Source organism: Curtobacterium sp. MCBA15_004, from assembly GCF_001865055.2.
Classification (GTDB): Bacteria; Actinomycetota; Actinomycetes; order Actinomycetales; family Microbacteriaceae; genus Curtobacterium.
In genome coordinates, this window is sequence record NZ_CP126266.1 from 109,478 (window position 1) to 123,922 (window position 14,445).

14 protein-coding genes, 3 tRNA genes and 1 pseudogene are annotated in these 14,445 nt (G+C 70.8%); 4 read left to right on the top strand and 14 right to left on the bottom strand.

Annotated features, from left to right (window positions below):
- The 9 genes from QOL16_RS00540 to QOL16_RS00580 form a co-directional block, all read right to left on the bottom strand.
- On the bottom strand, window positions 1-714 hold the full coding sequence (locus QOL16_RS00540) for an HIRAN domain-containing protein (protein ID WP_175473024.1): 714 nt from the start codon (window positions 712-714) through the stop codon (window positions 1-3).
- 64 nt (window positions 715-778) lie between these two features.
- A complete protein-coding gene (locus QOL16_RS00545; RefSeq protein WP_071249373.1) occupies window positions 779-1,702 on the bottom strand; it encodes a HipA domain-containing protein in 924 nt (307 codons plus the stop codon).
- Window positions 1,703-1,782: 80 nt separating this feature from the next.
- The gene (locus QOL16_RS00550; protein ID WP_071281960.1) at window positions 1,783-2,121 is read right to left on the bottom strand and encodes a hypothetical protein; all 339 of its coding nucleotides are present in this window, start codon (window positions 2,119-2,121) and stop codon (window positions 1,783-1,785) included.
- The gene (locus QOL16_RS00555) at window positions 2,118-3,113 is read right to left on the bottom strand and encodes an SDR family oxidoreductase (protein WP_065961693.1); all 996 of its coding nucleotides are present in this window, start codon (window positions 3,111-3,113) and stop codon (window positions 2,118-2,120) included. The genes QOL16_RS00550 and QOL16_RS00555 overlap by 4 nt, the downstream gene beginning before the upstream one ends.
- 31 nt (window positions 3,114-3,144) lie before the next feature.
- Window positions 3,145-4,440, bottom strand: a complete 1,296-nt coding sequence (locus QOL16_RS00560; RefSeq protein WP_071281962.1) for a phosphatidylserine decarboxylase family protein — start codon at window positions 4,438-4,440, stop codon at window positions 3,145-3,147.
- Window positions 4,441-4,553: 113 nt separating this feature from the next.
- Window positions 4,554-5,336, bottom strand: coding sequence for a YqjF family protein (locus tag QOL16_RS00565; protein ID WP_071281965.1), 783 nt, complete (start codon window positions 5,334-5,336; stop codon window positions 4,554-4,556).
- The gene (locus tag QOL16_RS00570) at window positions 5,333-6,163 is read right to left on the bottom strand and encodes a nitroreductase family protein (protein ID WP_071281967.1); all 831 of its coding nucleotides are present in this window, start codon (window positions 6,161-6,163) and stop codon (window positions 5,333-5,335) included. The genes QOL16_RS00565 and QOL16_RS00570 overlap by 4 nt, the downstream gene beginning before the upstream one ends.
- 3 nt (window positions 6,164-6,166) lie before the next feature.
- On the bottom strand, window positions 6,167-6,520 hold the full coding sequence (locus QOL16_RS00575) for a hypothetical protein (RefSeq protein WP_071281969.1): 354 nt from the start codon (window positions 6,518-6,520) through the stop codon (window positions 6,167-6,169).
- A gap of 40 nt (window positions 6,521-6,560) precedes the next feature.
- Complete coding sequence (locus QOL16_RS00580) at window positions 6,561-6,998, bottom strand: Lrp/AsnC family transcriptional regulator (protein WP_065961704.1); 438 nt, start codon at window positions 6,996-6,998, stop codon at window positions 6,561-6,563.
- Between the two features lie 332 nt (window positions 6,999-7,330).
- On the opposite strand from QOL16_RS00580, the gene ddaH reads away from it, so the two are divergent.
- Both ddaH and rocD read left to right on the top strand, forming a co-directional pair.
- Window positions 7,331-8,221 carry a dimethylargininase gene (gene ddaH, locus QOL16_RS00585; RefSeq protein ID WP_065961705.1) on the top strand — a complete coding sequence of 297 codons (891 nt, stop codon included), beginning with the start codon at window positions 7,331-7,333 and terminating at the stop codon, window positions 8,219-8,221.
- Window positions 8,221-9,474, top strand: a complete 1,254-nt coding sequence (gene rocD / locus QOL16_RS00590) for an ornithine--oxo-acid transaminase (protein WP_071281978.1) — start codon at window positions 8,221-8,223, stop codon at window positions 9,472-9,474. Before ddaH ends, rocD begins: the two co-directional genes overlap by 1 nt.
- 286 nt (window positions 9,475-9,760) lie before the next feature.
- On the opposite strand, the gene QOL16_RS00595 is transcribed toward rocD, so the two are convergent.
- Together QOL16_RS00595 and aroQ are read right to left on the bottom strand one after the other, a co-directional pair.
- Window positions 9,761-10,756, bottom strand: a complete 996-nt coding sequence (locus QOL16_RS00595) for an SDR family oxidoreductase (RefSeq protein WP_071281972.1) — start codon at window positions 10,754-10,756, stop codon at window positions 9,761-9,763.
- 141 nt (window positions 10,757-10,897) lie between these two features.
- Entirely contained in the window at window positions 10,898-11,581 is a 684-nt protein-coding gene (gene aroQ / locus QOL16_RS00600; protein WP_139266268.1) for a gamma subclass chorismate mutase AroQ, read from the bottom strand.
- Between the two features lie 113 nt (window positions 11,582-11,694).
- Here aroQ and QOL16_RS00605 point away from each other — a divergent pair, with 113 nt between their 5' ends.
- On the top strand, window positions 11,695-12,705 hold the full coding sequence (locus QOL16_RS00605; protein ID WP_071249390.1) for an aldo/keto reductase family protein: 1,011 nt from the start codon (window positions 11,695-11,697) through the stop codon (window positions 12,703-12,705).
- A gap of 95 nt (window positions 12,706-12,800) precedes the next feature.
- Window positions 12,801-13,755, top strand: a pseudogene (locus tag QOL16_RS00610) (IS481 family transposase).
- Between the two features lie 249 nt (window positions 13,756-14,004).
- On the opposite strand, the gene QOL16_RS00615 reads toward QOL16_RS00610, so the two are convergent.
- The 3 genes from QOL16_RS00615 to QOL16_RS00625 all read right to left on the bottom strand — a co-directional run bounded on the left by QOL16_RS00615 (window position 14,005) and on the right by QOL16_RS00625 (window position 14,289).
- Window positions 14,005-14,077: transfer RNA gene (locus tag QOL16_RS00615), tRNA-Phe, on the bottom strand.
- A gap of 1 nt (window position 14,078) precedes the next feature.
- Window positions 14,079-14,155, bottom strand: a tRNA-Asp gene (locus QOL16_RS00620).
- 61 nt (window positions 14,156-14,216) lie between these two features.
- Window positions 14,217-14,289: transfer RNA gene (locus tag QOL16_RS00625), tRNA-Glu, on the bottom strand.
- Window positions 14,290-14,445: the final 156 nt, after the last annotated feature.

Genomic DNA, 14,445 nt, shown 5'->3' on the forward strand with positions numbered 1-14,445 from the left:
TCAGTACTGAAGGGCGGCCCCACCTCGAAGTCGATCCAGGGCTACGTCGAAGGATTCGGTGCTGGCGACGGTGACCAGCAGGCGAAGATGCCAGCCTGCTCGACTCGGGTTCACCCGGTCGACTTGCGCTGTGATGATCTCTTCATCGAGCACGGGACCGACGAAGCGGGCGAGCCAGTCGGGCAGGTAACCCACTACGTGGTCGTCCTCGGTGAACACGAGCACTGCGCTCGGGTTGTAGCTGTTGCCGATCTCACGCCTGAGTCGAAGGTGGTCACCGGGCCGGATGCTGGCGAGCACCTTCTCGTGATCGGATGACGAGTACGGGTTCGTTCGCCCTTGTTGGGTCTGAACGGACTTCTTCTCGAAGTACCGCAGGCCGGACAGGAGCGTTCGACACGCCCAACCCTCTGCGGTTTCGTGCGGGATCGGCGTCACCTGGAGAGTGTCGCCCTCAGAACCGCCGCCGGAACGCGAAAGCTGTTCCCAGGGCGTAGCGCTGTCCGGGTCGAGGTCGAGTCCTTCGACGACTCTCCGAAAATCGTCGCGCGCCGGGTCCATCACGCGCTCGTGGAACAGCGGGAACAGTTCGTCACTCTCGTAGTGCTCGTCGAGGTCCCGGAACCCCATCAAGGGCCTGAAGCTCGCCTCGGTCTTCGCTGCGGGCAGATAGTCGAAGAAGTAGCGGTCCGCGTCGTACGAGAGCTTGGCCACCGGCACCATTGCCCTGTTCTCCGGTTTCTGCCAGAGGACGAGGAGCGTCGAAGTCGGAACACCGTCATGTCCACGGAGCATGGCTGATCCTCCCTCTGTTGGTGCTCAATACTGCCGAGGCAAACGTACGAGCTACCTCTGACATGCCGTCCAGGTCCAGAACCCCACTGTCGAGATCCATTGAAGCGATCGAATCGACCATGGCAAGAAGCCGGTCTCGGCCAGTGGAGGAGCAACGATGGGACGCACGGACGGCAAGATCCAGGAGTGTTGTTCTTCGGTCACCGTCGAATCGCCCGGCGCGTCCACGCTCGACGAACCGAGAGATGCCTTCGGGCGCGCTCAGTATCGAAGCTCGGCGCTCGTCGGTGAGCTGGAAACCCATCGATGCGCCGAGGTCGTAGAGGGCAGCCAAGTGATCTCGCCCAGAGGGGTCTCGATTCCTGAGCACGGACCAGTTGTGCTCGTGTCGGTCTGTGTTCCCGATCAACGCGTCGAGGAGCAAGTAGGCGACCATGACGTCCTGCGCTGAACAACCATCCCAGGAGACGGCGCCGGGTGGCACGTCGTACTCGGCGAGCGTCTCGATGACGTTGTCCAAACTGTGCCCTCGGGTTGCAGTCCGGTCGCGGTCGGAGCCCCGCGCAGTGACCCCAAGTGCGTCGAGCATGGCGAGCCGACCGGTGATCATGTCGAAGCCGATGGGCTGGACGTTCCGGACGATGACGCCGTCGACCCGATCACGACGTGCGAGTTCGGTCTCCGCGACGGGGAGGCCGAGATGCGATGCGACGCGCGCTGCGATGACCTCCGTGAAGTCGCCGGCCTGACGCGAACCATCCGCATGGTCGACGACTGCCTTGAAGAGCCAGTCGGATGCGGGATCATTGGAGCTCGCCTCCGGATGGCGGAGCCATTCCTTCTTCGTCGCGCCTCGCGGTTCGACGCGGACGTGCTCCCACCCGCTCACGTCGATGCGCCCCACCATCAGCCCATCATGTCGGATATCTGGGGGTCGGGCATCGATGACGTGGGCGTGCTGCGGCGCATCGCGCCGTTCGGGTCGGGTCAGCGACGCCCGCGACCCACCGCCGCCACCTCGGCGACCGCGAGCACCACGGCGAGCACGGCCTGGCCGACCGCGAAGCGGCGGTACCCGGGAGCGATCGCGAGCGGGACCATCGTCGCGCCGTGCAGCACGTCGACGACCGCGCTGGCGGTGTGGGCCTCGGGCGAGCCGACCCGCGCCACGACCGTCGCCTGGCCGAGCTGCCGGACCGCGAGGACGCCGTGCAGTCCGCGGTGGACGGCGCCGCGTCGCCCGGCCAGCACGAGGTGCACGAGGCCGACGGCCACCCGGACGCCCTCGACCCCGCGGCGGACCGTGGCGGCTGCCGAGCGGCTCACCGGCGTCGTCCCGCGGCGATCGCGACGGCACCGGCAGCGCCGAGGACCGCGCCGATGATGCCGTTGCCGAGCCGACGGTGCTCGACCCACCAGGTCTGCGGGGACCACGAGTGCGCCGAGTCGTCGAAGACGCCGTGCGCGCCGTGGTCGCCCGGGACCGGTTCGTACAGGTTGACGCCGAGCTGTTCGCCGTCCTTCTGCGGGGCCTGCTGGCCGGAGACGAGGGTCTTCGCGGCGTACCAGTCGGCGAAGCGTCCGCTGATCCGGTTGCCGAGGATCGTGTACACCGTGGACTCGCCGACCCAGGTGCGGCGTCGGGGGCGCTCCGCGGTGGCCGCGATCGCCCGGGCGCCGACCTCCGGCTGGTAGATCGGGGCGACGGGCTGCGCCATGTGCGGGAGCGTCGACTGCACCCACTGGAACTGGATCGTGTTGAGCGCCGGCATGTCGACGCGGGAGACCCGCACCCTGCTGCCCTGTTCGAGCAGCTCGGACACCACTGACTCGGTGAACCCGACGATCGCGTGCTTCGCGCCGCAGTAGGCGGCCTGCAGCGGGATGCCGCGGAAGCCGAGGGCCGAACCCACCTGGATCACGTGCCCGGAGTCGCGCGGGACCATGCGGGACAGGGCAGCGCGCGTGCCGTTCACGACGCCGAGGTAGGTGACGTCGAGGGCCCGTTCGAAGTCCTCGGGGGCGGTCTCCATGAACGTGCCGAACACGCCGACCATGACGCCGTTCACCCACAGGTCGATCGGGCCGAGCTCGGCCTCGACCCGGGTCGCCGCGTCCTCGACGGCCTGGCGGTCGGCCACGTCGGCGACGAGCGCGAGGCCCCGGCGTCCGGCGGCCTCGACCTCGGCGACCGCGGCCTCGACGCCGTCCCGGCCGCGGGCGAGGACCGCGACGTCCCACCCCCGCGCCGCCAGCTCGCGGACGGTCGCCCGTCCCAGTCCAGCCGATCCACCGGTCACCACAGCCACGCGCGTCATGTCCCCCTTGTACGCACCGCGCGGCGTGCGGTCACCCAGCGGCCGTACCCCGGGCCCCGGGTGCCGTGGCGCGGGTCGCGGTCGCGAGGTGCGACCGGACGCGCAGGAGCGACGGCTGCTCGTCGGGTGCCTGCGGGATCGCCCCGAGGGAGAACGACTCGACGACGCCGGGACCGAACAGCACGCAGACGCTCGACCCACCGAACTGGAACCACCCGAGCTCGTCGCCCTTGCCGATCCGGGCACCGGCCTCGACGCCGTCGCCGATCACGCACGACGACACGTCGGACATCCCGACGAACACGACCGCCACGGTGCCGATCGCCGGGTCGTCCGCGTCGATCAGCACGATCGCCCGCGTCGCAACGTGCGCGAGGTACCCCTGCGACAGCTGGGGTTCGGCGGCGTCGGTGCCCTGCGAGTCCGCCTCGGAGTAGTAGGTGCCCGGTTCCACCCAGGCGCGCACGACGGTCCCCGCGACCGGGCTGTGCCAGCGGTGGTACTCGAGCGCGCTGAGGAACGCCTGCCACACCGTGCCGTCGACGAACAGGTCGACCGACTCGTCACCGGCGAGCAGGTCCTCGACCGAGTACGGCTCGGCCTTGATCCAGAAGTCGTCGCGGCGGTGCACGCCGCTGGCGATCCGGTACGGGGACGCCTCGCACGGGCTGACGACCACGGCGTCGTCGTCCGGCGACGCCACGGGGCGCTCGCCGTCGCGGAACTCCCGGGTGAAGAACGCGTTCCACGACGTGAAGCCCCAGTGCTCGGCGTCCGGGTCGTGCACGAACTGGTCCATGCCGACGGCCCGACGTGCGCCGTCGCTCAACCAGCCCGAGGGCTCGTCGACCAGGACCATGAGGGAGTTCTCGCTGTCGAGGAACGTGCACCAGCCCTGCAGGATGCCTCGGATCGCCTCGTTGACCCGGGGGTCGCGGTAGAAGGCGAACCCGGCCGGCGTGGCCTTCGTCCAGTCGAGCACGCCGTCGAGCGGGGTCATCACCATCTGCTCGTCGCTGTACTCGGGGGCGGTCGTGACGACGTCGTCGACGAGCATGAGCAGCTCGTCGAAGCTCCGCAGGTGCCGTTCCTCGTACGCACGGCCCTGCGGCACCTGCGCGATCATCTCGGCGGCCTGCATCCGCAGCAGGGGATCGCCCTCGACCAGGTCGCGGAGCGCTGCCACGGCGGGGTGCAGGACCCGGTCCGGGTCGCGCTCGTCGAGGCGCTCGCGGCGGCCGCGGAGCCACCCCTCGAGCCCGGACTGGTCCTGCGGGAGCCATCCCGCACGGCGTCGGACGTCCTGCTGGTGCGTGCTGTCGTTCACCGGTCGGACGCTACTCACGCCCGCCGGGCACGCCGCTCAGCGCGAGCGCGAGCGCGAGCGCGATCGCGATCGCGAATGCTCGCGCCGTGCGCGCCGCGCGCCCGGCACCCGCGTCACCGCCCCCGCCCGAACCGCGTCGTCACCCCGGGCGAGTACAGCACCGAGTCCGGCTCCAGCCCCGCGAGCCCGAACGGCAGCCCCGCCGCGGCCACGAGGTCGTCCCGCAGCGTCCGGAGCGTCGCCCGGTGCAGCGGCCACGCCTCGTGCTCGTTCGGCCAGTACCGGGTCGCCCCGGCCCGACGCACGTGCATGCCCCAGCGCGCCGTCAGGAAGGTCTCGAGGGCGCTCGGCTCGTCGACGGCCGCGCCGACCTCCACCTCGAACGTCGACCGCAGGTGCGTCCCGTGCCGCCGCATCGCGTACCCGACACGGCCGCCGCCCGTGCGCACGTCGGCGTGCGCCCACCAGTAGGGCAGCGCGGTCGCCACCCGGGCGCCGATGGTCGGCAGGAGCTTGCCCGCGTCGAGCGACAGGAAGGCGACCCCGCGTCGACCTTGGTCGTCACGCGTGTAGACCCGCACGTTCACCTCGACGAAGTCGCCGACGCTGCCGGCCCGGCCGAGCGGACCGAGCGGCGGGAACCGGGTGTCGGTGAACCGGAAGCCGATCAGCCCGACCCACGTCGTCACGCCGTCGTCGGTGCCGTCCGGGGCCATGGTGTCCGGTCGCGCACCGGCCGGCAGCAGCGGCGCGACCGCCGACACGTCGACCCGCCAGTGCACGAACACGACGTCGAGCCAGTCCTGCGAGATCCACGGTCGCCCCCGCAGCGGCGGCGCCACGGCGGCGACGGGCGGGAGGCCCGGCTCGGCCCCGGCGGACCGGCCAGCGGTCACGACGCGCTCCCGTCGTCGAGGTGGGTCGCCGCCGGTGCGTCGTCCCACCCCTGCTGCGGGGTGTCGCAGGTCCCGCGGAACACGTACTGCGACGGGCGCTTCCGCTCGCTCGACGTCCAGTCGATCGCGGGTCGGCGGCGCTCGGGCGGCAGGTACCCGATCCGGTACACGGCCATCAGCTCGAGGTCCTCCGGCACCCGGAGCAGCCCCTCGATCTCGGCCCACGCGCCCGGGGTCTCCATCGGGAACGACACGAACTGGATGCCGAGCCCGAGCGCGGTGGTCGCGAGCCAGACGTTCTCCATCGCCGCACCCATGCTGAACACCGAGTAGAAGCCGGACAGCTCCTCCTTGCGGTACTCGTGCCGGTCGAGCATCACGCCGAGCAGCAGCGGCGACCCGGCGACGAGCTTCCGGTTCTCCTCACCGAGGGTCTGCGGCACCCGGAGCGTGTTCATGAGCAGCTGGCCGCGCTTCGTGAACACCTGCTTCGTGAAGGGCTTGAGCGGCCCGGGGAGCTTGTCGAACAGCATCCCGTCGCGCCGCTCGTCCATCTCGGCCTGCGAGAACCGGAAGTACGGCTTGTACCGCTGGAAGAACGTGCCCTCGGCCATCGTCCGCGTCATCGACCGGCCGCTGATCTCGGCGACCCGGTCGATCGTGTCCCGCTCCTCGACGAGCACGAACCGCCACGGCTGGCTGTTCAGCTGCGAGGGCGCGCGACCGGCCAGTTCGACGAGCAAGCGCTGGTGCTCCTCGGAGACCGGGTCGGGCAGGAACGCCCCGTTCGTCGTGCGTCGGCGTCGGATCGCCTCGAACAGCTCCACGGATCACCCTCCTGGTCGCCCGCGTGCGAGCAGCGCCCCCAGGTAGGACGGTGCCGCGGCGACCGCGACTCTCCAGTGTGCTCGCGACCGCGGGTTCGTGCGCGGTGCGACCGCGAGCGGCACGAGCGCGGGGAGCAGGAACAGGGCGGACCGGTCGCGCGACCACACCGGGGTCGTCGCGGCGACGCCGGTCAGCGTCGCGGTCACGACGAACAGCCCGTGGTGCACGACCCGGAGCTTCTTCGTCCGGATGAGCCGCACCGCCACGGCGGTGCCCCAGAGGCAGTTGACCAGGTAGGCGACGGCCGCTGCGGTGACCAGACGGCGGGCCGCGAGCGGCCGGACGGGAGGCTCCACGCGCCTCCCGGCTGTCGTCCTGCGTCCCACGGACGCGACCCTACGCGGATTCGCGCGAGACGAGCTTCGACAGCACGATCGCACTGCGGGTGTGGTCGACCTGGGGTGCGAGCCGCACCCGGTCGAGCGCGAGCTCGAGGGCGGGCAGGTCCCGCGACCGCATGTGCACGACCGCGTCGGCGCTGCCCGTGACGGTGCCGGCGTCGACCACCTCGGGGACGGTGTCGAGCAGCGCGCGGAGCTCGTCGGGCGACACGGTTCCGCGGCAGTAGAGCTCGACCCAGGCCTCGGTGCCGCGGTCCTCGACGGCGGGGTCGACCTTGATCGTGAACCCCTGGATGACCCCGTCGGCGACGAGTCGGTCGACCCGGCGCTTGACCGCCGAGGCCGAGAGTCCGACCACCGACCCGATGTCGCCGTACCCGGCGCGGGCGTTCTCCCGGAGTTGGTCCAGGATGCGGTGGTCGAGCGTGTCCATGTACGACCATCGTACGCGCGGTTCCGTGCGAGTCCGGTGGGTCCCACGCACGATTCCTGCGTGCCCAGAACGGGTGGCAGGGCGAGGCTCGTGACCGAACCGTTGCTGCACGGGGCGGACGGTTCCGGTCGGGACCGGCGTCGGAGCTCGTGGTGGTGCTGTTCCGCTGCGGGGCGCCCGTGACCGAACTGTTGCTGCACGGGGCGGACGGTTCGTGCGAGGATCGAGCCGGCGTCGACCTGGTCCGCTGCGGTGAGTGAGCCTGCGTCTCGCCGGAGTGCTTCACCCGTGGTGGTTCCTGGCAGGCTCGGGCCCCGGTCCCAGGAGGACTGATGTCGAACACCGCAACCGAACCGACCGCAGCACCGGCGCGTGTCGCCACCAAGCGCTCGATCCTGATGTGCAAGCCGACGTACTACACGGTGAGCTACCGGATCAACCCGTGGATGCACCCGGAGGAGCCGACCGACACCTCGAAGGCGGTCGAGCAGTGGCAGTCGCTCGTCGACGTCTACGAGCAGCTCGGCTTCGACATCGCGTACATCGAGCCGATCGAGGGCCTGCCGGACATGGTCTACGCGGCGAACGGCGGGTTCGTGCTCGACGGTGTCGCGTACGGCGCGAAGTTCCAGTACCCCGAGCGCCAGCCCGAGGGTCCCGCGTACATGGACTGGTTCCGCCAGGCCGGCCTGACCGTCGCCGAGCCGGAGGAGACCAACGAGGGCGAGGGCGACTTCCTGCTCGTCGGCGACACCATCTTCGCCGGGACCGGCTTCCGCTCCGACAGCACCTCGCACGAGGAGCTCGCGCGCATCACCGGCCGCGAGGTCGTCACCCTGAAGCTCATCAACCCGAGCTTCTACCACCTCGACACCGCGATCGCCGTGCTCGACCCGGAGCCCGCGGCCGACGGCACCTCGAACATCGCGTACCTCGAGAGCGCCTTCGACGAGGCGTCGCTGACGATCCTGCGCGAGCGCTTCCCGGACGCGATCATCGCCACCGAGGAGGACGCCGCGATCCTCGGCCTGAACTCCTACTCCGACGGCTACAACGTCGTGATCGCGTCCCGCGCCGTCCGGTTCGCCGAGCAGCTGCGCGAGAAGGGCTACAACCCGATCGGCGTCGACCTGTCCGAGCTCCTGCTCGGCGGCGGCGGCGTGAAGTGCTGCACGCTCGACCTGCACCCCGTCGGCACCGGCACCTCGGTCGCGCGGTCCTGATGACCACCGCGACCGGAGCCGGTGCCCGCGCGGGCACCGGCGCGTCCGGCGACGCCACCGCCGCCGCGCTCGCCGTCGAGGACCGTTCCCTCGCCCACAACTACAGCCCGCTCCCGGTCGTCATCGCGTCCGGGGACGGCGCCTGGGTGACCGACGTCGAGGGCAAGCGCTACCTCGACGGGCTCGCCGCGTACTCCGCGGTGAACTTCGGCCACGGCAACCCCCGCCTGCTCGACGCCGCGCGTGCCCAGCTCGACCGGGTGACCCTGACGAGCCGCGCGTTCGTCAACGACCGGCTCGGCCCGTTCGCCGCGGCGCTCGCGTCCCTGACGGACACCGACCTCGTGCTCCCGATGAACACCGGTGCCGAGGCCGTCGAGTCCGCGATCAAGGTCTCCCGCGCCTGGGGCTACCGCGTGAAGGGCGTCCCGGCCGGCCGTGCCACGATCGTCGTCGCGTCCGGGAACTTCCACGGCCGCACCACGACGATCGTGTCGTTCTCCGACGACCCCTCCGCCCGCGAGGACTTCGGGCCGTACACGCCGGGCTTCCGCACGGTGCCGTACGGCGACGCCGAGGCCCTGCGCGCCGCGATGGACGACACCGTCGTGGCCGTGCTGCTCGAGCCGATCCAGGGCGAGGGCGGCGTGGTCATCCCGCCCGCCGACTACCTGCCGGCGGTCCGCGCGGTCTGCGACGAGTTCGGCGCGCTGTTCGTCGCCGACGAGATCCAGTCCGGGCTCGGCCGCACCGGCCACACCCTGGCGGTGCAGCGGGTCGGCGTGACGCCGGACCTCGTCACGCTCGGCAAGGCGCTCGGCGGCGGGATCGTCCCCGTCTCGGCCGTCGTCGGTCGTGCGGACGTGCTCGGCGTCCTGCGCCCGGGGGAGCACGGCTCCACGTTCGGCGGCAACCCGCTCGCGGCGGCCGTCGGGTCCGAGGTCGTGGCGATGCTCGCCGAGGGGACCTTCCAGGAGCGCTCCCTCGCCGGGGAGCCGCTGCTGCGCGGGCTGCTCGACGACCTCGTCGGTCGCGGGGTCGTCGCGCACCGCGTGGCCGGGCTCTGGGCGGGGATCGACATCGACCCGGCGCTCGGCACCGGCAAGGAGATCGCGCACGACCTGGCCGACCGGGGCGTGCTCGTGAAGGACACGCACGGGTCGACGATCCGCTTCGCGCCGCCGCTCGTCGTCACCGACGACGAGGTGCGCCTGGCGATCGGGACCCTCGGCGAGGTGCTCGCCGCGCGGTAGTCGCGACCACGGCCGGGAGGCGCGGTGCGGGTCGGACCCGCACCGCGCCTCCCGGCCGTCGCTGCGTGTGGCGGGCGTCGCGTCGCGTAGCGTCGCCCTGCCCGTCTCGCCCTGCCCGCCTCGCCTCGCCCGCTTCGTCGTGCGTCCCGCACAAGGGAAAGCACGTCGCACCACGTGATTCCGTGGTGCGACGTGCCTCCGGTTGTGCGCGAGCGCGTCGCGCCGGCGCGCGCCGGCGCCCGCCGGCTCCCGCGACCGCACCTCCGCGAGGTGCCCCTGCGCTGCGTCAGCGCACGCGCCACCGCTCGACGAGCTGGTCCATCAGCCCGTCGAGCCGCTCGTCCACGACCTGCCGCGACGGGTCGGCGTCGAACCACGCGACGATCTCCCGCGCGCCCTGCCGGATCGACGTGGTCTGCGCGAACTCCGGCACGAGGGTCTGCACCTTCGTGTTGTCGAACACCGACGTGTTCGCCTTGTCCCCGAGCAGGCTCGCGCCCCACTCCGCGTCGAGGGCGTCGATCGCGTCGCTCGGCACGTGCACGATCTCGAGGTCCTCGACCCCGGCCGCCGCGGCGAGCTCGTGCGCGATCCGGTCCCAGGTCGGCGCCTCGTCGCCCGTGATGTGGAACGCCTCGCCGATCGCCTCGGCACGGTCGAGCAGTCCGACGAACCCGACCGCGAAGTCCCGCGCGTGCGTGATCGTCCACAGCGAGCTGCCGTCGCCGCACACCACGACCGGCTTGCCAGCGCGCATCCGCCCGAGCACGGTCCACCCGCCGGAGAACGGCACCAGGGTCTCGTCGTACGTGTGCGACGGCCGGATGATCGTCATCGGGAAGTCGTCCTCCCGGTAGGCCCGCACGAGCAGGTCCTCGCACGCGATCTTGTCCCGCGAGTACTGCCAGAACGGGTTCTTCAACGGCGTCGACTCGGTGATCGGCAGGTGGGTCGCGGGCGTCTGGTACGCCGAGGCCGACGAGATGAAGACGTACTGCTGCGTCCGTCCGGTGAACACCTCGACGTCGCGCTGCACCTGGTCGGGTGTGAACGCCACGAAGTCGACGACGACGTCCCAGCGTCCGTCTCCGAGCGCGCCTTCCAGCGCGGTCCGGTCCGACACGTCGGCCTGGAGGCGCGTCACGGCCTCCGGGATCGGCCGCTTGTCCGTCTCGCCCCGGTTGAGCACGGTCACGTCGAACCCCTGCTCGACGGCTTCGCGGACGCACGCGGCGCTGATGATGCCGCTGCCGCCGATGAACAGCACGCTCGGTCCCGACATGGATGCTCCTTCGCTCCCGGCGGTGCTCCCGTGCACCGCGCCCCTGCGATCCTGCCCCGCACGGGCTGGGGCCGTCGACAGTGCGTCGCGCTCGCCGGGGCGTGGCGGTCATCCCCGACCACCCTCGCCCGGGCGGCGCGGTCATTCCCGAGCGCCCCTGCCGTGGGTTCCCGAGGCCCGACCGGCTCCGCACAGGTGCGCCACCGCCGTGGAGAGGGCGTCGCGCACCGCCGACTCGTCGACGTCCGATCCGGCCACGGCTGCACGCACGTCCGCTCCGCACCGCGGACTCGACCGTGCCGCCCGGGCCGACGCCAGTCCCGACACCAGCTCGGGGGTGATGCGGTCGAGCACCGGGCGGACCGTGGCACCCAGGTCGGGAGCCGTCGCCGGCGCCCGGTCGGGGTCCCGCGTCCACGACGCGAGCAGCGTGTACTGCGCGACCTTGTTCGCGGCGACCTGGTCGGCGAAGACGGCCTCGACCCAGTCCGGGTCGACCCCGGCCTGCTCGGCGGCCGACCGTGCGGCGTCGAGGACGACCCGCTCGCGTGCGGGATCGTCGACCGCCTGGCCGGAGTGGAACTTCGCCGCGGCGACCTGCGGAGCGGTGCCCAGTCGCTCGACGACCAGGGCGACGACCGACCGGATGGCCGCGGAGCGCGCGGTCCCACTCGGGGCCGACGGGGCGGTGGTGGCCGCGGTGGCCGAGGCGGACGTGTGCGCGGAGTTGCCGGGGCCCGAGCACGCGGTGAGCGACAGGAGCAGTGCGCAGCACGCGACGACGACGGACAACGGGCGGGATCGGTTCGGTGTCTGAGCGCTCATACCCCCTACTGATACACCACGTACCACCGCTGGATCGGCCCGTCCCGAGAACCTGTGGACTACCGTCCCGCTCGGAGCGCACCGCCGCGCTCCACGACAGGAGTGACACGCACATGGAGTACCGCTACCTCGGCGACTCGGGCCTCAAGGTCTCCGAGATCACCTACGGCAACTGGCTGACCCACGCCTCCCAGGTCGAGAACGACGCGGCGATCGCCTGCGTCCGGGCAGCGCTCGACGTCGGCATCTCGACGTTCGACACCGCCGACGTCTACGCGAACACCGGCGCCGAGACCGTCCTCGGCGAAGCCCTCAAGGGGGAGCGTCGGCAGTCGCTCGAGATCGCGACGAAGGTCTTCGGCCCGACCGGTCCGAAGGGCCACAACGACACCGGGCTGTCCCGCAAGCACATCCTCGAGTCGATCGACGGCTCGCTCGAGCGGCTGCAGACCGACTACGTCGACCTGTACCAGGCGCACCGCTACGACCACGAGACGCCCCTCGAGGAGACCATGCAGGCGTTCGCCGACGTGGTGCGTCAGGGCAAGGTCCTGTACGTCGGCGTCTCGGAGTGGACGGCCGACCAGCTCCGCGCCGGTCACGCGCTCGCGAAGGACCTCGGCTTCCAGCTCATCTCGAACCAGCCGCAGTACTCGGCGCTCTGGCGGGTGATCGAGGGTGAGGTCGTGCCGACGTCGCAGGAACTCGGCATCTCGCAGATCGTCTGGTCGCCGATCGCCCAGGGGGTGCTGACCGGCAAGTACAAGCCGGGCCAGCCGCTGCCCGAGGGGTCGCGTGCGACCGACGACAAGGGCGGCGCGGACATGATCAAGCGGTTCATGCGCGACGAGGTGTTGTCCGCCGTGCAGGAGCTCGAGCCGATCGCGAAGGAGCTCGACCTGTCCATGGCGCAGCTCGCCGTGGCGTGGGTGCTGCAGAACCCGAACGTCGCCTCGGCGATCATCGGTGCGTCGCGACCGGAGCAGGTGCACGACAACGCCGGCGCTGCGGGGGTCGCGATCCCCGCCGAGCTGATGTCCCGCATCGACGACGCCCTCGGGTCGGTCGTCGAGCGTGACCCGGCGAAGACGAATGACAGCAGCCCGAAGACCCGCGAGGCCTAGGTGTAGTTCCTCGGGACGTTGTGAACGGGTGACGTAGAAGAAGACCTCCGGGACGATGTGGGTTACCACACCAACACGTCGCACCGGAGGTCTTCGTGACTCACGCTAACGCCCCGTTCACCCCGACCGGCAGGGAACGTCTTGCTCGGCTGATTGTCGAAGATGGTTGGCCCGTTCGTCGCGCTGCGGAACGGTTCCAGTGCTCGCCCGCGACTGCTGCCAGATGGGCGGCCCGATACCGGGCTGGAACCTCGATGCAAGATCGGTCATCACGACCGTTGACCAGTCCGAAACGACTGCCCACACGGCTGGAGCGCCGCATCATCGCGTTGCGCGTGACAAGGCGTTGGGGTCCGCACCGGATCGCGTTTCACCTGCACCTGGCGCGCTCAACCGTCGGTCGAGTCCTGACACGGTTTCGGATGCCGTTACTGCGCAAACATTGACCAAGCAACAGGGCTGCCCGTCCGCCGGCCGATACCGGTCCGAAAACAAGGCCGTATCCCGGACGGTGGCGGGTGGCGTTTCCATGGCCGCGGGTCTGCGCAGGACCGATCAGCGGGGTCCGCTCGCGATCGTGCTGCCCGAGGTGGTGCGCGTGGTTCTCGCGGGTTCAGGTTCCTCCACCACGCCGTCGATGACCACTCCCGATTGGCGTATTCAGAGGTCCTCGATGACGAACGCGGGACCACCGCTGCCGGGTTTTGGGAGCGCGCGAACACGTTCTTCGCCGCTGCTGGGATCCGGGTCGAGGCGGTCATGACGGACAACGGCGCCTGCTACCGGTCCCGGGACTTCGCCGCCGCGCTCGGTCAGGCGAAGCACCGCTTCACCCGCCCCTACCGGCCACAGACCAACGGCAAGGTCGAGCGGTTCAACCGGACCCTCGCAGCCGAGTGGGCCTACGCCTGCCACTACGAAAGTGATGCAGCCAGAACCGCGACTTACGCGGACTGGCTGCATCACTACAATCACCACCGACCACACACCGGCCTCGGCGGCCAAACCCCATCAGATCGCGTTCACAACCTCACGGGGAACTACACCTAGGCGCCCGTCGGGACGGCCGCGGGCTGATCGTCCGCGGCGACGAGCCGTCGTCCCCGACGACCGCGGTTCGCACAACGGGAAGCACCTCGCGCCACGCAACCTCGTGGCGCGAGGTGCTTCCCGTTGTGCGGGGACACGTCACACCACGGAAGCGCCCGGAGCAGGCAGCACCTGCCACACGCCCCGGGAACGGCGACCGCCCCCGGCAACGCAAAAGAGCCCCTCACTCTCGTGAGGGGCTCTTCACCGTGGCTGGACACGGCATCGATCCGTGGACCTTTCGATTTTCAGTCGAACGCTCTACCAACTGAGCTATCCAGCCGTGGCGACCCTGACGGGACTTGAACCCGCGACCTCCGCCGTGACAGGGCGGCACGCTAACCAACTGCGCTACAGGGCCATGTGTTGTTGTGGTTGTGCTGTTTCGGTGGTGCTCGGCTTGCTTGCTCACTCACGTGGAGTGACCCCAACGGGATTCGAACCCGTGCTGCCGCCGTGAAAGGGCGGTGTCCTAGGCCACTAAACGATAGGGCCGCAAGCTGCGCCGTGCGCTACCGGTTGACAAGCATACGGACGGGTGGGCGGTCCTGCAAATCGAGTGCCCGATCCGCGGATCTCCCGGCGTGTCGCACCCGGCGGGAACGCGAGACAGCGCCAGCGACGAAGGCCTTCCGCACCCACGAATCCCCG

Coding starts and splice junctions, on each gene's coding strand:
- QOL16_RS00545 (WP_071249373.1), bottom strand. CDS start 1,702: ATGGTGGGGCGCATCGACGTGAGCGGGTGGGAGCACGTCCGCGTCGAA.
- QOL16_RS00555 (WP_065961693.1), bottom strand. CDS start 3,113: ATGACGCGCGTGGCTGTGGTGACCGGTGGATCGGCTGGACTGGGACGG.
- QOL16_RS00580 (WP_065961704.1), bottom strand. CDS start 6,998: ATGGACACGCTCGACCACCGCATCCTGGACCAACTCCGGGAGAACGCC.
- ddaH (WP_065961705.1), top strand. CDS start 7,331: ATGTCGAACACCGCAACCGAACCGACCGCAGCACCGGCGCGTGTCGCC.
- rocD (WP_071281978.1), top strand. CDS start 8,221: ATGACCACCGCGACCGGAGCCGGTGCCCGCGCGGGCACCGGCGCGTCC.
- QOL16_RS00595 (WP_071281972.1), bottom strand. CDS start 10,756: ATGTCGGGACCGAGCGTGCTGTTCATCGGCGGCAGCGGCATCATCAGC.
- aroQ (WP_139266268.1), bottom strand. CDS start 11,581: ATGAGCGCTCAGACACCGAACCGATCCCGCCCGTTGTCCGTCGTCGTC.
- QOL16_RS00605 (WP_071249390.1), top strand. CDS start 11,695: ATGGAGTACCGCTACCTCGGCGACTCGGGCCTCAAGGTCTCCGAGATC.